This is a genomic window from Spirochaeta isovalerica (assembly GCF_014207565.1).
In the GTDB taxonomy this organism is placed as follows: Bacteria; Spirochaetota; Spirochaetia; order DSM-2461; family DSM-2461; genus Spirochaeta_F; species Spirochaeta_F isovalerica.
Map to the genome: position 1 here is coordinate 58,285 of NZ_JACHGJ010000006.1, position 22,392 is coordinate 80,676.

General features: G+C 46.6%; 18 protein-coding genes. 11 read left to right on the forward strand and 7 right to left on the reverse strand.

Annotated features, from left to right (window positions below; genetic code table 11):
* Positions 1-196: 196 nt before the first annotated feature.
* From HNR50_RS14875 to HNR50_RS14890, 4 genes are all read left to right on the forward strand, one after another.
* Positions 197-805, forward strand: a complete 609-nt coding sequence (locus tag HNR50_RS14875) for a hypothetical protein (RefSeq protein WP_184747576.1) — start codon at positions 197-199, stop codon at positions 803-805.
* Entirely contained in the window at positions 795-1,244 is a 450-nt protein-coding gene (locus HNR50_RS14880; RefSeq protein ID WP_184747577.1) for a YiiD C-terminal domain-containing protein, read from the forward strand. Before HNR50_RS14875 ends, HNR50_RS14880 begins: the two co-directional genes overlap by 11 nt.
* A 62-nt stretch (positions 1,245-1,306) precedes the next feature.
* Positions 1,307-2,044, forward strand: a complete 738-nt coding sequence (locus HNR50_RS14885) for a DUF432 domain-containing protein (protein ID WP_184747578.1) — start codon at positions 1,307-1,309, stop codon at positions 2,042-2,044.
* Positions 2,045-2,054: 10 nt separating this feature from the next.
* On the forward strand, positions 2,055-2,903 hold the full coding sequence (locus tag HNR50_RS14890) for a mechanosensitive ion channel domain-containing protein (RefSeq protein WP_184747579.1): 849 nt from the start codon (positions 2,055-2,057) through the stop codon (positions 2,901-2,903).
* Here HNR50_RS14890 and corA read toward each other — a convergent pair.
* A complete protein-coding gene (gene corA, locus HNR50_RS14895) occupies positions 2,859-3,920 on the reverse strand; it encodes a magnesium/cobalt transporter CorA (RefSeq protein WP_184747580.1) in 1,062 nt (353 codons plus the stop codon). The two genes, HNR50_RS14890 and corA, sit on opposite strands and share 45 nt — an antisense overlap.
* 254 nt (positions 3,921-4,174) lie before the next feature.
* On the opposite strand from corA, the gene HNR50_RS14900 reads away from it, so the two are divergent.
* Positions 4,175-4,933 carry a hypothetical protein gene (locus HNR50_RS14900; protein WP_184747581.1) on the forward strand — a complete coding sequence of 253 codons (759 nt, stop codon included), beginning with the start codon at positions 4,175-4,177 and terminating at the stop codon, positions 4,931-4,933.
* A 4-nt stretch (positions 4,934-4,937) separates the two neighbouring features.
* Here the strand turns inward: HNR50_RS14900 and dinB are convergent, their stop codons facing one another.
* Together dinB and HNR50_RS14910 are read right to left on the reverse strand one after the other, a co-directional pair.
* Positions 4,938-6,035 (reverse strand): DNA polymerase IV, encoded by a 1,098-nt coding sequence (gene dinB, locus HNR50_RS14905; protein WP_184747582.1) that lies wholly within the window; start codon positions 6,033-6,035, stop codon positions 4,938-4,940.
* A 105-nt stretch (positions 6,036-6,140) separates the two neighbouring features.
* Positions 6,141-8,258, reverse strand: a complete 2,118-nt coding sequence (locus HNR50_RS14910) for an immune inhibitor A domain-containing protein (protein ID WP_184747583.1) — start codon at positions 8,256-8,258, stop codon at positions 6,141-6,143.
* A 304-nt stretch (positions 8,259-8,562) separates the two neighbouring features.
* Here HNR50_RS14910 and nfo point away from each other — a divergent pair, with 304 nt between their 5' ends.
* The gene (nfo, locus tag HNR50_RS14915) at positions 8,563-9,408 is read left to right on the forward strand and encodes a deoxyribonuclease IV (protein ID WP_184747584.1); all 846 of its coding nucleotides are present in this window, start codon (positions 8,563-8,565) and stop codon (positions 9,406-9,408) included.
* A gap of 148 nt (positions 9,409-9,556) precedes the next feature.
* Positions 9,557-13,507, forward strand: coding sequence for an ATP-dependent RNA helicase HrpA (hrpA, locus tag HNR50_RS14920; protein ID WP_184747585.1), 3,951 nt, complete (start codon positions 9,557-9,559; stop codon positions 13,505-13,507).
* Here the strand turns inward: hrpA and HNR50_RS14925 are convergent.
* From HNR50_RS14925 to HNR50_RS14935, 3 genes are read right to left on the reverse strand one after another with little or no spacing between them, the layout of a single operon-like run.
* Positions 13,449-14,282, reverse strand: coding sequence for a hypothetical protein (locus tag HNR50_RS14925; RefSeq protein ID WP_184747586.1), 834 nt, complete (start codon positions 14,280-14,282; stop codon positions 13,449-13,451). The genes hrpA and HNR50_RS14925 overlap by 59 nt on opposite strands.
* A complete protein-coding gene (locus HNR50_RS14930) occupies positions 14,283-14,978 on the reverse strand; it encodes a potassium channel family protein (RefSeq protein ID WP_184747587.1) in 696 nt (231 codons plus the stop codon).
* An 18-nt stretch (positions 14,979-14,996) separates the two neighbouring features.
* Entirely contained in the window at positions 14,997-16,697 is a 1,701-nt protein-coding gene (locus tag HNR50_RS14935; protein ID WP_184747588.1) for a TrkH family potassium uptake protein, read from the reverse strand.
* Between the two features lie 108 nt (positions 16,698-16,805).
* On the opposite strand from HNR50_RS14935, the gene HNR50_RS14940 reads away from it, so the two are divergent.
* The 4 genes from HNR50_RS14940 to HNR50_RS14955 all read left to right on the forward strand — a co-directional run bounded on the left by HNR50_RS14940 (position 16,806) and on the right by HNR50_RS14955 (position 20,998).
* Complete coding sequence (locus tag HNR50_RS14940) at positions 16,806-16,976, forward strand: hypothetical protein (RefSeq protein ID WP_184747589.1); 171 nt, start codon at positions 16,806-16,808, stop codon at positions 16,974-16,976.
* 70 nt (positions 16,977-17,046) lie between these two features.
* Positions 17,047-19,503 (forward strand): T9SS type B sorting domain-containing protein, encoded by a 2,457-nt coding sequence (locus HNR50_RS14945; RefSeq protein ID WP_184747590.1) that lies wholly within the window; start codon positions 17,047-17,049, stop codon positions 19,501-19,503.
* A 12-nt stretch (positions 19,504-19,515) separates the two neighbouring features.
* The gene (locus tag HNR50_RS14950; protein ID WP_184747591.1) at positions 19,516-20,661 is read left to right on the forward strand and encodes an OmpA family protein; all 1,146 of its coding nucleotides are present in this window, start codon (positions 19,516-19,518) and stop codon (positions 20,659-20,661) included.
* A 103-nt stretch (positions 20,662-20,764) separates the two neighbouring features.
* Entirely contained in the window at positions 20,765-20,998 is a 234-nt protein-coding gene (locus tag HNR50_RS14955) for a transporter associated domain-containing protein (protein WP_184747592.1), read from the forward strand.
* Here HNR50_RS14955 and HNR50_RS14960 read toward each other — a convergent pair.
* Positions 20,995-22,308, reverse strand: coding sequence for an ATP-dependent 6-phosphofructokinase (locus HNR50_RS14960; protein WP_184747593.1), 1,314 nt, complete (start codon positions 22,306-22,308; stop codon positions 20,995-20,997). The genes HNR50_RS14955 and HNR50_RS14960 overlap by 4 nt on opposite strands.
* Positions 22,309-22,392: the final 84 nt, after the last annotated feature.

Sequence of the window (22,392 nt, forward strand, 5' to 3'; positions counted from 1 at the left end):
ACAGCCCTTAGAGAGGTGTAATTTACTTCACAGAAAGAAATTGTGATGAAAATTGACACATGGGAAAATTGGATGAAATCAGCCGATATGTCAATTTGAAACACCGTGGCCCTGAGTGTTTTTTTTACTGAGTCAATTTAACCCGGGTCATAGATTTTTTTTTTCACTTCCCTCATAATCAGTATCCGGTTAGGTTATGAAACAGATAAATATCGATGAATACTATTCTTTCGGATGCACCTGCTGCGGAGATTGCTGTTCCGGAAATATGAAAATACATATCAACCTCTTCGATCTATTCAAAATTGCGGTGAGATTGGGTTTTTCTTCGACAGGGACGCTTTTCAGCGCCAATCTGATCAAGCTTGTCCAGGGGCAGAACGGAGCCTGGATTCCCATTATAAATTTCAAAAAGAAACCTTTCCCATTCTGCCCGTGGCTGATAAATGAACAGGGAGATGACGATGTTCTCCGGGGCTTCTGTTCCCTCCATCCTCACGATAAACCTCTGGTATGCAAGATGGCCCCTGTCGGGAGAGTCGCTGATCTGACTGAGGGAACGGAGTCATATATTCTGACGGCCCCTACGGAGAATTGTCCCGGAATGGTGGTTTGTGAAGAGAACCGTCTGTCGGTTATGAAAAAAGAATTGAGACAGGAACTGGATTTCGAGCTTCGTTTTTTTGCCATTCTCGAAAAGATGGAAGGGATGCCGCAGGAATCCTATAAGAAGCTATATCTCCTTGATTGCGCCGTGCCTTTCGAAAAACAACTGAAAGATCTGGAGAGTGCTTATGAAATCTGATGAGCTGCAGAGATATATTGAAGAAAATATCCCCCTGGTTGCCAAAGCGGGATTTGTTATAGAGGAATCGACCTGCGAGAGGGTTTCGGTTCATGGACCTTTTCCCGAAAACCGCAATCATCACGGTTCTGTTTTCGGGGGGAGCATAAGCGTTATCTCGGTGCTGGCAGGCTGGCTCCTCGTAAGGGAAATAATGGAAAAAGAGAATCCTCAGGCACGGATCGTCATCAGCAGCCAGACTCTCGAATATCTGCGTCCCCTGCGAAAAGACTTTATCGCCGAAGCCGTCAAGCCGGATATTTCGGATTTCGGTCCTTTTCTCAAGCGATTGGATGCTGCGGGGAAGGCCAGGCTTGAAGTTCAGGTCCTGGTCCGTGAGGAGGAGGGCTCTGAGCCCTGCGCGCGGTTTCAGGGAACATTTCACGTCGCCGTTGACTGATAACCCTCCGTTGCGAAGTCGGGGAACATCTTATATAGTTAAGGTAGTTTGGAGATATACATATGAACTGGAAATGGGGCAGTCAGGAACTGCCTGAAGAAGGACTTTCAATCAATTCCAATGACCTGACTCTGCTGCGGATTAAACGAGTCAATGAGGAAATTCTCATAGCCCCCGGACCGGTTGACGATGATACGGTCTTTTCCCGGTTCATTGCCGGCAGAGAAGCTAAGATAGTCCTTTATCCCGCTCTCCCCGAGCTCCCTATCGTTATTAAACCCCAGATGCCGCTTTCAATACTCCCGGGACTTACTTTTCATTGCTTTGTCGAGGTCCCTCTTGTTTTTTCCATCTCGAACGTCAAGGGTAAGAAACAGGAGCTCCTCACTGAGGTCTCCGTTCACAATCTTTCCAGAAGCTGGTTCGGCGACCCCTGGAACGGAGAGGTTTCATACTGCCTCGAAAGCCCTCTTAATACGGATATTGAAAAATACGATCAGACCGAGACTTCGATTTATTGTCCAGTACATATCGTAAATAGATCCAGTCAGATACTGGCGCTGGACCGCATGCTTCTCCGTGTTCCCTATCTCTCGGTATATCAGGGCAGGAAGAGACTGTATTCAAACGGCACAAAGATTTCTTTCCGGGGACAGGATCAGATAAGCCAGGTGACATTTTATAAAGGACCGCCTGAACTGGAGGGTTCTTTGAAACAGATTACACCTCCCCGGCAGACTGACGAATCCGGTCTTTTGACAAAAAGCTTCTATTTTTTCAAAACAATCTACAACGGATAAGGAGTCCTTTGTGTTCAAAGATTTAGCTTTCGAGAAATTACTTCAGAATATCGATCCCGCGCAGATTCTCAAGGTACTGATAATTATCGTCTCCGGTTTCCTTCTGGTGCGGTTCATCCGATTTATAGTGAGAAAGATCTTTGAGAAGAACCTCAATCCCCAGTCCCGCATGCTCGTGGCCAAGTTTATAAACTGGACAGGTTTTATTATAGTAACCCTCATCGTACTTTCCGAACTGGGAATCGAGCTGACGGCCCTTCTGGGAGCGGCGGGTATCCTGGGTCTGGCTTTAGGTGTCGCATCCCAGAAGAGTTTAGGCAATATAATCAGCGGTCTGTTTCTGGTAGCCGAGAAGAGCTTTGAAATCGGAGATATCATCAGGGTCGGCGATAAAACCGGCGTGGTTCACTCCATAGAAACTCTTGCCATAATGCTGAAAACTTTTGACAATCTTCTGATCCGGATTCCCAATGAAACGCTCATAAGCGCGGAGATGACAAATATCACCCGGTTTCCCATCAGAAGGCAGGATTTCAATATTTCCATATCTTATAAAGATGATATTAAAACAGCTATGGATATACTCAAGAAGGCTTCAGAGGAAAACCCTTTATGTCTCGATGAGCCGAAACCGCTTATTCTGGTTAAGGATTTTGAGGATTCGGGCATATCTCTTTTACTCGGAGTCTGGTTTGAAAAGAGCAACTATCTCGATGTGAAAAACTCCATGGCAATGGACATTAAACGGAGATTTGATGAAGCGGGAATTACCATACCTTATCCCCATCTGACACTTTATTACGGAGATAAGGAATCAAAGCCACTTTCTTCTTCTGAAATAGATGACCATGATCAGTGAGAGAATCAGCATTATACCCAGAACGGCAAAATAACCGTATTCCCAGGCCAGTTCCGGCATGTTCCGGAAATTCATACCGTAGATCCCTGCTATGAATGTAAGAGGTATGAAAATCGTGGAAATGATAGTCAAAACTTTCATAACGCTGTTCATTTCGTAACTGATGGAAGATATAATCGATTCCTGGAAACCTGTCAGTACATCCTTAAGCTGATCTGTAATATCGATTATAAGCAGCAGGTGATCATAAATGTCCCGGAAATATTTCCTTGAATTATCGCTGATCTGTTCAAAATCTCCCTTCTGAAGGGAGAAGAGAATTTCTCTCAGAGGCCAGACCGATTTTCTCAGAAGTATCTGCTCTTTTTTGAGAACAAGTATCCGGTCGAATACTTGTTTGCTGCGGCTGCCAAGCGTTTTCTCTTCGAGAATTTCCTGCTCTTCTCTTATCTTATCCACCATAAGGAAGTAGTTGTCCACGATAGAGTCGATCATGACATAAAACAGATAGTCTGCCTGTTTGTTTCGAATCTTCCCCTTGTGATGTCTAATTCTGCTTCGGATATTTTCGAAGACATCACCCTTTCTCTCCTGAATGGAAATTAATGTATTACCCGTATAGATTAGGCTGATTTGTTCAAGCTGGAGGGAGTTCGTTTCATCATCCCATGTGATCATTTTCAGAATGGTATGGAGGTAACGGTCAAAATCATCAATTTTCGGTCTGTGACCTGTATTCTGAATATCTTCGAGAGAGAGTTTGCTCAAACCGAATTTTTCACCGAGCATGGCCAGAAACTCCGAATCCTCGGTTCCGGTGATATTGATCCAGCAGACCATGTTTTCCGGAGTTTTAAAACCTGAAAGATCCTCTCCGGCCAGTATTCGTTCCTCAAATTTCCCGTCATCGTAAAGAAAGACCTCTATTTCCGCTTTTGCGGTATGGTGCTCGGACTGTTCGAGCATTCCTGGAGGATTTCCGGCTTTTCGGGAGAAACGGGCTAGGGATTTGTGCATATCCTTATGATTCATAATTTACCTCGACACAATTATGGAGGCATGTCCGTTATATTTCAAGACTGTAGTTGGATAAGGTCTTCTAGTTAGTTTATTATTGAAAGAGAGAGGTTTGATGAATGGATACATATGAAATACTACAAGCAATATCAGACGGGCTAAACAAAACGCCAAAGGAAGCTATTTTAAGTTTTGCTTTAATTGTTCTTATGGTTTTTATCGGCCTATTCATTTCGAGATGCTATAAATTCTATTTGCTTAAGAAGCTACATCACTTATGGTCTGATGAATATAATAACGAAATCCGCCTTCTTAATCTGTCTATTAATGAGTTGGATCTTATAGACAGGATGTCTCTCCATCTAAAGGATCGCAAACGTAAAATACTGCTTCTGAAAAACAGAAACACCTTCGAGAAAGCTTTATCACTTGTATCCAACAATGAAAAGGATCCGACCCCTTATGCAAGGGAGCTTAAAGAAAAACTATTCGGAATAAAATTCGAGAAAAGTAAAGATGGAATTCCCACCCAGCTTATTACAGAAACGGGAGAGGTTTTCACAGGATACCTTATTGACCGCAAGGGACAGAAATTAAAAATTGGAAATATTAGCAAAAGTTCCGAAAAAAGGAACCCCGGAAAGAATCGGATTTACATTCAGAATTTTTATTCGCTGGAATCTCATCTGGTTCGAACAGTCTTACTTCTGGGAGATGAGGCAGTCATCGAGATTGATGAAAGAAAGAACAGTATTGCTGACAGAGGGTTTCTCAAGGACGTTTCAATCTATATACCCGGACACGAACATCCTGAAAAAACCAGAATGAAGCTCCTTCCGGGAAATAAAGCTCTTATAGAAAACCCGGGAAGAAAACTGAAGGCAGGAGATGCTTTCAAGCTCTCAGTCAAGCGGGATGCCCATGGGATCTCGTGGATAAATGCTGTTGTAACAAGTGTTTCTCTAAATGGAAAACTGGCAAGAATCCGATTCGGCTATCTGAAAAAGCAATGATGAATTAAAAGAATTTATCCAGGGTTTCTTCAAAAGGGAGATGCAGTTGCGGGTCGTATTCTCCGAAATCCTTTCCCGATAGAGCCGACAGCGATATGCCGAGCAGGCGAAGTGGTTTTTTCCCCGCATCCGTTTTGGATACCAGGGACCAGATCCGGTTCATAATCTCCTGTGAGCGGAAAAAAGGCTGATCTGAAGTGACAGAACGGGTAACACTTTGAAAATCGTGATATTTCACTTTTAAAGTCGCCGTCTGGGCTTTCGCTTTGTAACCGGTCATAGTCTGCTCGATATCATCGGCAATTTCCTTCAGTATCCGGTATATTTCCTCCAGATCCGTAATGTCTCTCTTCAATGTGGTTTCACGGCCTATGGATTTGCGAATATGGTCAGGCTCCACCTGTCTGTTGTCGATGCCCCGTGCGGCGTTGTAAAAGTAGGGACCGGACTTTCCGAAAAGTTCAATCAGTTCATAGAGTTCAAATTTCTGGAGATCGGCACCGGTCTCAATCCCTAGTTCCTTCATTCTTTTTTCCGTCACTTTTCCCACACCCCAGAATTTTCTGATGGGCAACCGGGAAATAAAATCCTGTGCTTCATCGGGTGTGACGACGGTAATTCCGTCCGGTTTTCTGAAATCGGAAGCCACTTTGGCTATGAATTTGTTATAGGATACGCCCGCAGAAGCTGTCAGGTCTGTCCGGTCCTTTATCTTCGCTCTTATTTCCTGAGCTATGAGGGTCGCCGAAGGATTATCCGCTTTATTTTGCGTAACATCGAGGTAGGCTTCATCGAGAGAAAGGGGTTCGACCAGATCTGTATATTCATAAAATATGTCCCTTACCTGACGGCTTACTTCCTTATAGTCTGAAAAATTATGATCACAGACAAAAATAGCATGGGGACACAGTTTGTAAGCCTGAGCGGAGGGCATGGCCGAATGTATACCGTACACTCTCGCTTCATAGGAACAGGTGGATACGACGCCCCGGCTGTCGGGTCTTCCTCCGACGACCACCGGTTTTCCTCTGTATTCCGGGTGGTTCCTCTGTTCCACCGAGGCAAAGAACGCATCCATATCTATGTGAATAATCTTTTTCATATTCTGTAGTTATACTATACAAATATTAAGTTGGTAGCGCAAGATTAAAATGGACGGAAAAAAGCCGGCCCCCTGCGGAGCCGGCATCCTTTTTTTTTAAATGTATTATCTTTTTCTGTTTTTTTTCTGCGCCTGGGCGAATTCTCTCTTTGTCACTACGTCATACTCGTAGGGGACCACGCCTTTGCTGCCCTTTTCACTGGCATACCAGACTATGGCAGAAAGCTCCCCTGCGGAAAACATCCCTTTAATCTCTTCCAGGTTTTTATCGGAAAGCGAGAAACTCTCTACTGAAAAGACTTCATATTCATTCCGGTTATGTCCTCTGCCGTAGGATTTCTTCTTGTTAATCAGCATAACGCCGTATTTTACCTTGTTTCCTATGGCTTCATCGTAGCTCATGAACTCATTCAGACTGTCTCCGCTGTTGTAATAATCAATTTCTGGAATTTCGATATTATCGATATACCAGCCCGGATCATTGTATCCCCAGTCGGTCATATACATGAAATTGATCAGAATGACCTGTCCTGCATAGGGAGTCAGATCAAAAGATTCTTCAGTCCAGCTGTCATAGTAACCGGTGAATCCCGGAAGATTGTCCCTGATGGCCGGATAACCTTCGTCGACCAGATCATCTCTCGTATGTTCATTGGCCAGGCTTTCCCAGGTCTGACCGTTGTCGGTAGAAACCTGAACCATACCGAAGTCCCATTGCTCCTCGATCTGAATGTAGTTGTCAAAGGATAAGGTCGCGGAGGCAACACCTGTCAGGTCAGCTGTGAGGACCATTCCGTTGGCGATTTCGTGTCCTTCGTTGCCCCAGAGCACATTCCCTTCGCCGGAAAGAGGATCCGTGACTATCTGCCAGGGAGTGGGGAAGACTTCAATGCCGTCATAGGCGATATCGTGGATTTTGTTTGTGGGAATAGTGAAGGTTTTGTAGTCTCCGCCCCAGGCGGGAACGCCGTCTTTATCATATTCCAGAGCCGATTCGAAATTGATTGCGAGGTCGATTGTCTCGAAATTGTAGATTCCCTCATCAACCGTATCCGTATCGATGGCTACAGCAACGGAAAATCTTCTGAATACCTCTTCAAAATCAATTCCCGCTCCGAAATCAGCCAGTGCCTTGTCGACTCCTTCGAATCCTGTAACGGGGCTGGTTGCCAGAGTCTGGGTGAAGTCCCGTCCGAACTGCTCGTAAAGGTAGAGCTGAAGGAGATAAGCCTGACCGTAATCGGCCAGCGTTTCCGGACCGGTTTCGGCATCGTAATGATCGTCCCAGTCTACGAGGGAGTTTTCGGGATGATCGAGGAAAAAGTTCACATGCCCTTCGGGGTGTCCGTAACCGCAGAGATATTCGGCGAAGTCTGACATGCCTTCGTTCAGCCATGTTTCCTCGGCCGGGTCATTATCGTCGTGGATCAAGTGCTGTAATTCGTGGGCTGTCGTGCCGAAAAATGTGCTTTCCAGCCGCTCTTCCCAGTTGTTCGTGTCCAGATTGATAATATTTCTATCAAAATAGGCTTCGTATGTGGAGGAATAGAATCCGGCAATGAAGAAGGGATAATCGGGATCGTAGAAGGATTCGTCGCGGATATTGTCGGCAAGAACGATCAACCTTTCCTGTCCGTCATCGGGCGTGTAATAACCTTCCGGTACGTAACCCCATGCTTCCAGCTGGGAAAGATCTCCGTAGTGGGAATCCGGTGTTCCGAAAAACTCCGTGTCTTTCAGATAAATATTCCCGTCTATTTCGTCCCTCAGCCTGTCGGCCTGTTCCTGCGTGACCACCTGGGCGTCCCTGTCATCATCGAAGGATAGATCGTCGGCTACCCAGATTTCACAGGTCTCGCCGATGGCTCTGAGAGTGAATGATTTAAAATAGTAACCATACATGTCATCATAGCCGAGAAAGTCTTTGGTTCCGCCGTCGAAGGTGAACGTTCCGTCTCCGCTTTCGCCGTCGCCTGTTTCTTCATCGAAATTGTTTTCTTCAGCCAGTTCTCTGATTCTCGCATCCAGTTGAGCTCTGTAGATTTCATCGCTTTCCAGATGCCGGAGAGTCGTACCCAGGTCCAGCACATCGCCGTAGCGCATGACTTCGCTTTCCTGTGCCGCGCTCCTCGACAGAGCGTCCTGTTCTCCCAATCCGTTCATGCTACAGGCAGCAGCAAAAACAAGGGAAAGAAGAATGATGGCTAACTTTTTGAAATTCATTGAGTCCTCCAAAGATTTATAAGATAAATCATTATAGGAATAGTTTTTTTAACATTTCCATATAAAACTTTTAAAAAATATACTATGGGTGAAAAGAGTTTTTCATCAATAGGAAAGTATTCTTATTAATATGGCCATATCAGACTTAAGTATTATTAAAAGATAATAATAAAGTATTAGTTTCGGGGATCTGTCAAGAGAGTCTAAGTCATTCGGTGAGAGTTCTGCCGGATATATATTTTCACGGGAATTGACAAAGTATAAAGATAATTCTCATAGTATGTAAAAACGAAGAGGTCAGGTCATGAAATATATCGGTGCCCATGTCAGCGCTGCCGGGGGAGTGGAAAACGCTCCACTCAATGCCATGAAAATCGGAGCGACTGGTTTCGCCCTTTTTACGAAAAACCAGAAACAGTGGGTCGCTAAAGACCTGAGCGAAGAGAATATCGGGAAATTCCGGGAGAATATGGAAAAGGGAGGTTTTTCTCCTGATGCGGTTCTCCCCCATGACAGTTACCTCATCAACCTCGGTCATCCGGAGGAGGAAAAGCGGGAAAAATCGCTCAATGCGTTCATAGATGAAATTAAGAGGGTTGAACAGCTCGGGCTCAAGTACCTGAATTTTCATCCCGGGAGCCATCTCAAGCAGATTTCGGAAGAAGAATGCCTCTCCCATATAGCGGCATCGCTTAACAGGGCGATTGTCGCTTCGCAAAACACTATTCTGGTCATAGAAACCACGGCGGGACAGGGCAGCAATCTGGGATGGCGATTTGAACAGATCGGATCCATAATCGATCAGGTGGAGAATAAAAGCCGCGTTGCCGTCTGCATCGACACCTGCCACATTTTCGCTGCCGGATATGATATCAGAACAAGAGAGGGATACGATCGGGTCATGGCTGATTTTGATTCAGCGATAGGTCTGGATTACCTGAAAGCCTTTCATCTGAACGATGCCAAATCGGGATTCGGCAGTCATGTGGACAGACATCACAGCCTCGGGCAGGGAAATATCGGCTGGGAGGCCTTCCGCTTCATTATGGAGGACCCCCGCAACGACGGCATACCGATGATTCTCGAAACAATCGAGCCTGAAATCTGGGCTGATGAAATCGGCAAGTTAAAAGAACTGGCCGGTTATTAATCCGGAAACTCAATGAGGAGAAGAGAAAATCTCTAAATCTGAGAGGCCTTCTTCAAGTCTCTGGAATGATCCATAATCGCCGGTAAATACAGTTGGAATCAATCACTCTCTTCAAAAGGGACTGAAATAATGGTATCCTTCATGAAAAATGGAAAACACGATTCAAGACAGCTTAAAACTCATAGAAAAAAACATCAATAAAGTTCGCCGATGCGACCGGTACAGACTGAACGGCTCGCTTATGCGGCTGAAAAAACAGAGAGATCCGCGGGAGCAGGACTGTTCCCGGCTTCTCCAGAGAATTAATGAATCCATTGAGACGAAGGAAAAACGGAAAAAAAATACACCGCGGCTCAACTATCCGGAAAATCTGCCTATTACAGCCCGGCGGAAAGAGATCGTACAGGCTATCCGGGACAATCAGGTCATCATTCTCTCCGGACAGACCGGAAGCGGTAAAACCACTCAGATACCCAAGTTCTGTATCGAAGCGGGACGGGGCATCGAAGGGAAAATAGGCTGTACCCAGCCCAGGCGTATCGCCGCCATGACGGTGGCTTCGAGAATCGCCGAGGAAATGGGCGAAGATATCGGCCGTTCGGTGGGATACAAAATCCGTTTTCAGGACCAGAGCAGTCCCGATGCGTTCCTCAAAGTCATGACAGACGGAATCCTTCTGGCCGAAACCCAGGGCGATCCCTGGCTCAATGAATACGATACGCTGATTATCGACGAAGCCCATGAAAGAAGTCTTAATATCGATTTTATACTGGGGATTATCCGCAATCTCCTTAAAAAAAGACGGGATCTGAAAGTCGTCATCACTTCGGCGACCATCGATACGGAAAAATTCTCCCGGGCTTTCGGGAATGCGCCTATCATAGAAGTTTCGGGACGGACCTTTCCCGTGGAAGTCCGGTACCGTGAAGAACTGTCTTCCGATGACGGCGATGTTCCCCGCACCTATGCGGAGCAGGCCTGCGACGCTCTGATGGAGATTGTCACGGAAAGTTCCAAAGGGGATATCCTCATTTTTATGCCTACCGAGCATGATATCCGGGAAACCTGCGATCTCGTGAGGAAAAAATACCAGGGCTTCGATGTTCTCCCGCTCTACGCCCGACTTGCCGCAGATGAACAGAAGTCCGTTTTTAAACCCTCTCAGGTGAGGAAAATAATCGTCAGCACAAATATTGCTGAAACTTCCATTACCATCCCCGGAATCCGCTATGTCATCGATTCAGGAGTGGCCAGAATTGCCCAGTACAGCCCCTCATCGGGGACTTTTTCTCTCCCGATCACTGAAATCTCTCGGTCCAGCGCAGATCAGAGAACCGGCCGGTGCGGCCGAATGGAAAACGGGATCTGTATCCGCCTCTACAGCGAAGAGGATTACACGGGACGGACACAATACACACTGCCGGAAATCCTGCGGACCAATCTGGCGGAGGTCATACTCCGCATGACTTCACTGGGAATAAAAGATGTGGCGGGATTCCCCTTTATCGATCCTCCGGCGAAAGCGGCGGTCAACGACGGATTCAAGACTCTTTTTGAACTCGGCGCCGTCAGGAAAGGCAATAAAAAGGTAAAGGGAACCGACTGGCAGCTGACGAAAACGGGGCGGCTGATGGCACGTCTTCCCATCGATCCCCGTCTGGCGAAAATGCTTATTCAGGCGGATCAGGAAGGGTGTCTTGAGGATGTACTGGTCATCGCTTCGGCTCTGACCATTCAGGATCCCCGGGAGAGGCCGGTGGGAAAAGAGGAACTGGCAGACAGTAAACAGGCGCAGTTCAAGGACCGCTTTTCCGATTATCTGACGCTGCTTAATATCTGGAAGGAATACCATCGCATAGAGAAAACCGAATCGACAAGCAAAGCCAGGCGTTTCTGTAAAGACAATTACATCTCCTACAAGAGAATGCGTGAATGGCGGGATATTCATAAACAGATAACCATGATTCTCCGCGAGAATGAATTCCATATTAAAAAAGTCGATTTCAACAGAGTCAAAATCGATAAAACGGAAGAATTCACACCGGAATACACAGCCGTCCACAAGGCTGTTCTCAGCGGGCTTCTCTCCCATCTGGCTCAGAAAAAGGAAAAGAACTTCTACAAGGCCACGAAAAACCGGGAAGTTATGATATTTCCCGGATCGGCGGTATTCAATCACGGAGGCCCCTGGATCGTGGCATCGGAAATGGTGCACACATCCCGGCTTTTCGCCCGCACTGTGGCGCTGATCGATGTCGAATGGATCGAGGAACTGGGTAAGCATCTGTGCACCAGCTCCTATATGGCGCCCCGATGGGAGATGAAAGCCGGCGATGTCCTGGCGACGGAGCAGGTGCGCCTCTATGGTTTTATTGTCATACCGGGGCGGACCGTTTCCTACAGCCAGGTCAACCCTGGCGAAGCGTCGGATATTTTTGTCCGCACAGCGCTGGTGGAAGGGGAGATGGACGGAGGGAAAAGCTTCGGTTTTCTCACTGAAAACAGAAAAAAGCTCGATGAAGCCCGGGAGATGGAGGACAAGCTCCGCAGGCGGAATATTATTATCGGTGATGAAGAGCTCTATCAGTTCTACCGTCCCAAACTGGAAGGGGTCTCTTCCATCGCCGCTCTGGAAATGAGAATCCGGAAAGAGGGAGATAAAGACCTGAAACTGAGCGACAGCGATGTCTATGTTTCCATGCCTTCTGAGGAGGAGCTTGCCCAGTTCCCCGATTCTGTTACGGTCGATGGAGAAACTTTCAAATTCGAATACAATTTCGATCCGGGGAGCCAGAAGGACGGCGTGACGATCAAAGTTCCGACGGGGGCGAACTCCGTAATTCCCGCTGACAAAGTGGACTGGCTGGTTCCGGGCATATATCGCGAGAAAGTGGAAGCTCTGATCAAGGGGCTGCCCAAGGAACACAGGAAAAAACTTGTACCGATTGGTAATACGGTTGATGAAATTGTACGGGATATGCCCCGTGAGGAGAAAAATCTTCCCAAAGCCATCAGCGAATTTCTCTACAGCAGTTCAGGGATCTACATTCCTCCCGGCGAGTTTGACGAGGAGACTCTCCCCGACCATTTGCGTATCCGTATCGCCATTACCGACCAGAAAGGGAAGGAGCTGAAAGCGGGGCGCAAAAAAAATCTCCTTGTGACTGAGCATTCCGAGAAGATCGGAGCCGGACCTATGGCCAAAGCCAGGAGGGAATGGGAGAAATCCGAAATCCGTTCGTGGGATTTCGGCGATCTGCCTGAATCGATTGAGATAAAAGGGAAGGGGCGTGTCTGGAAAGTCTATCCGGCGCTCAAATACCGCGACGGGATAATTTCTCTCAGGCTTTTCGAAAGTCAGAAAGAGGCGGAACGGGAGAACCGGAAGGGAATCACCGCCCTCTATATGAGGGAGTTCTCCAAAGAATTGAAGAATTTCAGAAAGGAACTGGTTCTTCCAGTTGAGCTGAAAGTTGTGACCAATTATTTCAGCGGACCCGATCAGTTTGAAAAGGACTTCTGGTTTTTCGTTATGTCCAACCTGTTCGGAGACAGACGGCCCCGTAACGGGAAGGAATTCGAAGAGGGGAGACGGGAGAGGGGAAGTAGAATCTTTCCATTTGCTGAGTCGATGTTAGAGCGGATCGAGAGTATACTGTCGGCTTATAAAAGGTGCCGGGGAATTGTGTCCTCTCTTGAGAGCAAAAACAGGTTTGCATCGGACATAATGAAAGCCTGTCTGGAGGATCTGGAGTCGATCTGCCCGGCGGATTTTCTGCACCGTTATTCGGAAGAGCGGCTTCAGGATCTTCCCCGATATCTCAAAGCCATCGAGATACGGGCTGAGCGCGGCGTACTGGATCCCTCGAAAGATGAGGAACGGGTGGCGAAAATGCAGTCCGTTCTGAATCAGAGGAAGAAAATGCTCGAGGAAATGCATGAAGGTGTTTCCGCAGAGAAAAAGGAAGCTGTCGAGGAGTTTGACTGGCTGCTCCGTGAATTCCGGGTTTCCGTGTTCGCGCAGCAGCTGAAGACAAAGGTCAAGGTTTCCCAGAAGCGTCTGATTGACCGGATTCATGAGATCCGGGAGATGCTTTAGCCTTAGCGCCGGGATGGCGGATTCTGCCCAGCAGGTTTCTGAGATTGATAGCCGTAGCCCGGCTTTTCGACTTGATGGGAGCCATGACTTTCTGACTGGAAAAACGGGAGGTTTCAAGCTCCCAGAGGCAGAAATGGATTTCTCCCGTACTGTCCAGAACAGGGGAGCAGGTTACGCCGGCAATATCGGGGCTGGACCAGGATTTTCTTTGTTTTACCATGAAGGTCAGCACTTCCGGCAGAGGAATGTCGGGTCTGATCTCCAGTACATTATTGAAAAGTGTGTCGGGATTGTTCTTTTTCAGCTTTTCGCTGAGGTTCCCGCTCACCGATAAAATATCTCCCTTAACATCGCTGATAATGATCGGTTCAGCGTAATTTGTTCCCAGCAGCTTTACCAGATTGTTTAGCGCCGATATCCTGTTTGAGCGGAGATGCACCAGATTGTTCTGCTCCCTCATCATCCTCTCCATTTCTTTACCGAGAGGACCCAGGTTTTCCAGTATTTTCCTTGCCTGGGGCTGGGAGAAGTCTCCGATGCGGGATAGCCTCCTGACATCGTTTATCAGGTTCCGATGATTAAAAAACAGAGACAGTCCCAGCCAAATCTGAAGCGAAAGGGCAATAATACCCCAGAATAAGATATTTTCTCTGTATAGTTTGATTTCCATAAGGCTTCCCTCTTTCAGTTCTATAGCGAGAATGGTCAGGGCAGCTGTCAGAATTATCATAAGAGAGAGTGTGGTAACAAGTCTTGTTGTCCGGATAATTTTCATTTATTCTTCTCCAGCTTTCCGGAAGTCTTCCAGATCGGATTCTGAACCGATCAGAATCAGAACGTCCCCATCCTGCAGTTCTTCATCGGCTTCGGGGAAGAGAAGTTTTTCTGTACGCACCGAATTCCCGTCTCTGTCCAGAGATGTGTAATATCGCCTCAGGGCTCCCAGCCGGAGATTAAATTTCTCTATGAGATTCAGAGAAGCCAGTTTTGTTTTGATAAACGCCGGAGGCAGGGGCATTTCCTGAAGATAAATATCTCTGGACAATTTGACCTTTTCCAGGAGGGTCGGAGCCATGAGATTCATGGCTATTCTGGCTCCTTCTTCCTCTTCAACGTTAACCACTTCGTTAGCGCCGACCTGCTTCAATACCTTATGGTGAGTTTTATTAACAGCCCGGGAAATGATATAGGGGACACCATGCTGCTTCAGGAGCGTCGTCGTAAGGATGCTGGCTTCGATATTATCCCCTATGGCAACTATGGCAGCATCGACCTGGTCAAAAGGGGCGCTGGCGATGGAATCTTCGTCAGCAGAGTCAAGCTGAATAGCCTGGGTTACGATATCCTTGACTTTGTTGATCTGCGCCGGCGTATTGTCTATGGCGATGACTTCAGCTCCTTTTTCCGTCAGGACTTCGCAGATCGTTCTGCCCAGAGTCCCGAGACCGATGACGGCTATTGTTTTGCTCATTTTAAACTCCTGTGATTATTATCCGATCAGCAGTGTCGCTTCCGGATAGGATATGGGCGATGCTTTAGATCTGCCCGATGTGGCCGAGAGAAGGGTCAGCGGGCCGATTCTGCCTATAAACATGAGAATAATGATAAATACCTTCCCGAAAGGGCTGAGCGAACCGGTTATTCCCGTCGAAAGACCGACAGTGGCGAAAGCGGAGACCGATTCGAACATAAGGTCGGACAACGGTGCGTCCTCTGTCAGTAAAAGAAGAAAAAGGACGATGAAAATGGAAAGAACTCCGAATGCGATAACAGTGAAAGCCTGGAGAATCTGGTCTTTTGAAACCTGGTGCCGATAGATCAGGGTTTCATCATGCCCTTTCCGGAATGAGTGAATATAGGCCTGAACGACACCCAGAGTGTTTACTTTTATACCGCCCGCCGTGCTTCCCGATGCGCCGCCGATGAACATGATTCCGATCATGACGATCAGCGTGCCTGTCTGCAGGCTGCCCATGGGGAGGGTATTGAATCCTGCTGTCCTGAGAGTGACGCTCTGAAAAAAAGCGCTGAGATACTGTTCTCCCAAATTCCGCTCAAGAAGCAGCGGTACATGTTCAAGCTTATAGATGATGAACATGCCGGCCAGAGTCAGGAAGAAGGAGAATTGAACAACGACTTTTGTATTGATGGAGAGCTTATACTGTTTTCTCCTGATCAGGGCTTTCAGGCCGGAAAAGAGATCAGTCAAAACGGTAAAGCTGATTCCCCCGGCTATTATCAGTCCGGCAATGGTGAAGTTCATGGCCGGGCTGGAACTGAATGATTCCAGACTGTCGCTGAAGAGGGCGAAACCGGCGTTGCAGAAGGCTGAAACGGCATGAAACAGGGAATAGAACATGGCTTCACCGGGTTTTTTCCCCAGATTTATAAATTGGGGGTAAAGGAGTAGTGCTCCGCCTCCTTCAATGGAAAATGTGAGGATGATTATCCGCTTTACGCTCTTTATTATTGACGCCATATCCGATTCGTTGAGCATATAGGTGAGGAGAGACCGGTCTTTAATGCTCACTTTCTTCCTGAAAGAGAAGACAAGGAAGAACGAGAGCAGCATGATTCCCAGCCCGCCGATCTGTATGAGAACCATGATGGTCAGATGCCCCCAGAAGGTGTAGAATCCGGCTGTATCCACAACTGCCAGACCGGTCACGCAGACTGCTGAGGTTACTGTGAACAGAGAGTTGATGAAATCGATTCGTCCTCCCGTTGTCATCATCGGCATCATAAGTGCAAATGTTCCCGCCAGAATAACAAGTATGAAGCTGAGAACGACGGTTTGAGCCGGTTTGGAAAAAATGGAATGGAGAAATCCTGAAAATTTCCTCATCCTTCCGTAGACTTTTAATATGAGAAGGATGTTTCTTATAATAATGAATGCGAAATAACCTTTGATTTCCGCATCGGCGAATCGTTGTGAAAGAACCTTGTTGCTCAGGAATAGCCCTAAATAGACCACCAGGAAAATTAATGATGGAATGTTTTTTCTAAGGTAATAGAGTTTGTTGCCGGCTCTGACGAAACTCTGGATAGACTCGGCCAACAGGGTCAGAACGAGAATATAGTCTATTACCGTGATAATCCATCGGTAATTTCCCAGGAGTTCGGCGCGATTTTCAAAGAAGAGTCCCGTTACTCCCAGAATCAAAAGCACGAAAAGCAGAAACTTTTTCATATTATGAATTATCTGCTTAAAAAGCTTAAATATTCAAGCATTTTGCCAGGTTTGATATTTACATTTTTCCCAATAAGTTTAGAATACAAGCCGAATAAAGGAGTGCCTATGCTTAAGTTTTTTTCAGGACTGATTGTAGGTTTCATTTCTATCGTTTTCTTTTTTCAGAACAACGAAGTCGGACGTGTCAAATTCTTTCTGAGTATCCTGATATTCCTAAGCTATCTTCTTCTTATCACCAGTATCAGTCATATGAAAAATCCCCATAAAACTAAATAGTATATTATATTCCGGGATATAATTCCGGATCATTTCACGTAAAGGCATTTGGCCCTGCGGGAGAAACGTTATGAAAGGAATCCGTTTTCTTTTTCTGTTTTCTGTTGTGAGTTGGTTTGTTGTGTCCTGTGCAACATATAAGGGGGATATTCCCCTCGAAGGTCCCTGGTGGGAAGTCCGGTATATCTCCCCGGCCAATGGAGACGGCATACAGGTTGTTGCCGAGTTCCCCTTATCCATGGAATATCGAGAAGGATTGGCCCTAGCCGGTTACAGGTTGAGTATCCTCGATGAGTCTGATCGTACAATATGGTCCGAGACTTATGGAAAAAGCATCCCTGAAGGCAAGAAAAGAATAACTGGAAGGAAAACTCCTCTTGATCTTCCCGAAACAGTCCGGTGGAACGGGACGGAAGACAGCGGATCATTTGCTTCTGACGGTTCTTATGTTTTAAAAGTCGATGGCTGGGATTACTCCGGAAATACCGGGTCTGTGATCGGTTTCAGGATCATTGTGGACAATACGCCCCCTTCAGCAGAAATCTCCATTCCCTACAGGAAGTTTTCGCCTAACGGAGATGGAAATAGAGACTTCCTCGATATCTATCAGTCAGGTTCAGGGGAAGATCTGTGGACCGGGACGTTATTCAATTCTCAGGGAGAAGAGATCCGTATTTACAACTGGACCGGTCTTCCATACGCTTTCCAGTGGGATGGCAGCGACAGTCAGGGAAATCTGATAGAAACAGGTGAATACAGCTATAAACTCACATCAACCGATAAAGCGGGAAACAGTTCCCTTTTTGAAGAAACAGGCCTGTATATGGAAAACCGCTTTTTTGTCATATCATGCGATAGCAATCTCTCTCATTTTTCTCCAAACGGAGACGGCATTAAAGACACAGTTTCCATTAAGCTGGGTGCTGATAATGCCACAGATATTGCTTCTGCACAGATGAACATTATCAATGAAAGAGGTGTTGTTGTCAGACACTTTAACCTCGATTCAGGATCCTATGAGGGCTTGATAATCTTCGACGGGAAAAACGATACGGGCAGACTGCTTCCGGAAGGTTATTATTACGCTGTTTATTCAGTCGAATATAATAATGGCAATACGCCTTCTGTCACCTCGGGCGCCCTGGAACTGGATATCACTCCGCCCAGGGCCGTGCTTTCCAATTCGGTAAGAATCTTCTCTCCCGACGGAGATGGAAAATCCGATTCCATATCAATAAACCAGACAACCTCCACCGAACCGGTCTGGAAGGGAGCCATCGTCAATCAATCGGGAAATTCTGTTAAAACTCACCAATGGAATGATAAAGCATTTTCTTTCTCCTGGGATGGTCTGGATGATTCCGGGAATCCGGCTCCTGACGGTTTGTATAACTACGTGTTGGAGTCGACCGATCCGGCAGGCACTTCTGCCCGCTTTCAGTCCAATCCCTTTACTATTGACAGGAGACCCACGCCGATTCAGCTTTCCAATGTGACCAGGGTTTTCAGTCCCAATGGAGATGGATTTTATGATTTTGCTCAGTGGGATATGTCTCAGGAAATCCGTGAGGGTGTAATCTCCTGGAGCAGCAGCATCCAGGATGAGTCGAGAGAGACAGTTTTCGATTACGGGGTACACCAGTCCGGAAATATACCGGAGTCCCTTACCTGGAATGGAATGAATAAAGAAGGAGAAATACAGGAAGGAAAGTTTTTCGTCGTCTATTCTGTCGAATACGAAAAGGGGAACCTGTCCCGTATACTCTCTGAATCTCCTGTTATTCTGGACTTGACACCTCCTTCGATTCAGTGCCGGCTCACGGGGCTTCCCTTTTCCCCTGACGGCGATGGAACCAATGACTCTCTGGTTATTGAGGTCGATGTAACCGACAATTATGCCGTAGATTACTGGACAGCCTATATTCTCGATCCCAATGACCAGGTTTTTATGGTTCTCCCCTCAACTTTATTCACATCGGGTAAGTACATCTGGGACGGGTATTCGGCAAACGGTGAGTTGATTCAGTCGGCTTCGGATTATACAGTGAAAATAGTGGCGGAAGACAGTGTGGGGAATGAAGTCGCGCACACGGAATCACTCCCAACGGACATTCTTGTTCTGAAAGAGGGAAACAGGTTGAAAATCAGTATATCCAGCATCTATTTCAAACCTTTTACCGCCGAATATCTGGATGTTGAACCCCAGCTTGCGGACAACAATATCAGGACTCTCGACAGGCTGGCTCAGGTCCTTCAGAAATACAGCTCTTATAAAATCCGCATAGAAGGTCATGCTGTCAGGGTTTACTGGGATAAGCTGGATCGCTGGCTTAAAGAGGAGAATGATGTTCTGCTTCCACTTTCGGCAAACCGGGCTGAAAGCATCAGAGATGCGCTTATCATGAGAGGAATCGATGGTAATCGCATTTCAACAGGAGGGCAGGGTGGTTATATGCCGGTCGTACCGCACAGTGATCCGATTAACCGATGGAAGAACCGTCGGGTTGAGTTTATTCTTATAAAGTAAAGAAGGAAAGAAATGAAAAAAATAACACTATTGACCTTTGCTGTACTGTTTGTTTTCGGCTGCAAAACGACACCGGAAACTGAGCCGGTGGATTATTCTGATGAAATCGTCCTGATCCAGGTAAAAGGACCGGGTGTGGCACCTACGGGTAACGGATTGCATGATGAGATTGAATTCCAGATTCTCGCCGGTACAAACCATACGCCGGAGAAGTGGCTTCTGGAAATCGTTGATGAACAGGAAAACGCTGTCAGAAAGGTTCCGGGAAAAGGTTCAGCACCCCAATTGTGGTCCTGGGACGGAAAAACAGATAATGGCAAAACAGCTCCCGATGGTCTTTATCGCGGGCGGCTTTCCATCTGGTTCTCCGGTATGTCAGAGCCCTTTATCCAGGAAACAGCCGGATTCGTTGTCGATACGACTGGACCTGAAGGCTCCATCGCTTTTGCCGAAGGGCTTTTTTCTCCCGATGAAGATGGTATTAATGACACTATTGAAATTACTGTCTCGGCGAAAGACGATTTATCGGGCGTTCAGTCCTGGACTCTGGATATATACGATTCGCACGATGCCATGATCAAGAGTTTCAATTCGGAAAGCAATAAAAGCGGGGCCATTGTCTGGGATGGAACTGACAATGGCCGGGTCGTTGTCGGGAGTGCCGCTGATTACAGAGCCGTACTAAGAGCACTTGACAATCTGGGTAATTCCAGTCTTGCGGAAGAGTCCTTTTCAACAGATATCCTCGTTTGGAAGGAAGGGGACACTTTCCGCATACGGGTCAATTCCATAACGTTCAAGCCCTATAGAGCGGATTTTCTCGATGTAGGTGATGAACAGAGACTCAGCAATCTGGAGACTCTCGATCTGCTGGCGGAAAAACTTAAAAAATTTCCGGATCACAGGATAACAGTGGAAGGTCACGCTGTGTCGGTATTCTGGAATAATCCTGTCAAAGCTGAAAAGGAAAACCGGGAGGTTCTTCTTCCTCTCAGCGAAGCCCGTGCGAGGATTGTACTTGAGGCCCTTCAGGAAAGGGGAGTAAACGCTGTTTCCATGGACTATGTCGGTATGGGAGCCATTCGACCGATCGTGCCTTTTTCCGATCTGCAAAATCGCTGGAAGAACAGAAGAGTCGTATTCATCCTGAAGAAATAGAGTATAGTACAGGAATGATTGAATACGTCCTTCCGGGGATATTGCTTTTGTTTTCTTTTTATTTCTCCGGTTCAGAGACAGCCCTGTTTTCTCTGAACCGGCTGTGTTTATTGCTTCCGGCAATACGGATCTTGAATATCTCTCCCATGTTCTCAATCTGAAGTTAAAAAAAGGGAACAACCAGACTTTGGGAGGCTATATCTGCGAGCGAATGGGAGTTATCCCGCTAATTAATGCGGAATATCGTGATTACAAGTTGAAATATACCGTATTTGATGCTGACAAACACTGCATTAAATCGGTCCGAATCCAGCTTCTTGAGGATCCTGTCCATTAATACATATCGTCCGGCTGCTGCGTCGATTCCAGCACGTCTCTCCATAAACTGCCGTCCGGATCTATGAGATTCCTTTTGGAGACAGCCATGGATATGGGTATGTGGACAAAGGCATTATTCCATTGTGAAATGAGCATGGCCGTTCTTCCCGACATGGCCGCATGAACCGCATGGGCTCCCAGTCTCGCGCAATAAATCGAGTCTATCGACGCCGCTACCGATGCCCTGATCATATATCCGGGATCAACATATTTCATAGTGAAATTCACTTTTCTGGACAGGAGATATTCCGTTATCTGCTCTTTCAGAAACAAGCCGATATCTTCAAGTTTTTTATTCCCCGATTCATCTTTCAAAGCCGATTCCGCCATAAGCTTCTGCCCGGCGCCCTCGGCGACAAGAATGACTGCATGATTCTTCTCTGCAAGCCTCTCTTCAAGTTTTCTGAGAAAACCGTTTTCCCCGTCCAGAGAAAAATCGACTTCCGGAACGAGAGTGAAGTTGACATTACTGATGGCCAGTGTCGTGTGTGCGGTGATAAAGCCCGATTCCCTGCCCATTATCTTTACCAGCCCGATTCCATTATGGACACTCTTCGCTTCCGTGTGTGCTGTTCTGACCGCATCTACAGCCTTTTCTACAGCAGTATCGAAGCCGAAGGATTTTGAAACGTAACTGATATCATTGTCTATGGTTTTCGGTATACCGATGATGGATATATCAAGTCCTCTTCTGGCTGCTTCTTCTGATATGGCCAGCGCTCCTCTCTGGGTTCCGTCTCCGCCGATAGTAAAGAGGATATTCAGCTTCTTTTTTTCCAGAGCATCGACGATCCGGGGTATATCGGCCCCGCCTCTGGATGTGCCGAGAATAGACCCACCCGTTTCCTGTATCTGATCGACAACATCGGGATTCAGCTCCTTTGCGGGATATCCGTATTCCGGCAGAAAACCTTTGTAACCATAGGTTATTCCTGATATTTTACGCACTCCGTAAAGATACCAGAGGCTCCTGACGACCGATCTGATAACGTCATTTAATCCGGGGCATAATCCCCCGCATGTAACGATCCCGGCATGAACCATTTCCGGATCGAAATATATGTGTTCTCTCGGTCCTGCCTTTTCCAAAAGGACTTTTTCAGGATGATTCAGTTCATCATTAACTGAAGAAAAGCTATTGTTGTATAATATTTTTAAATTATCATCGATGAAACGTACATCTTTCTGAGCATGAGCTCTGGAATACTTTATGGGCGATTGTCTTATGCATTTTCCCAATTTGGTAATGGTAAAGTCTTTTTCAGTCATTATGGAGACTCCTGGTATATAGATTTTATCAAAAAATACACTTGCTAATCTATCTAAAATGTCTAATATTGAACCGGCTGGATT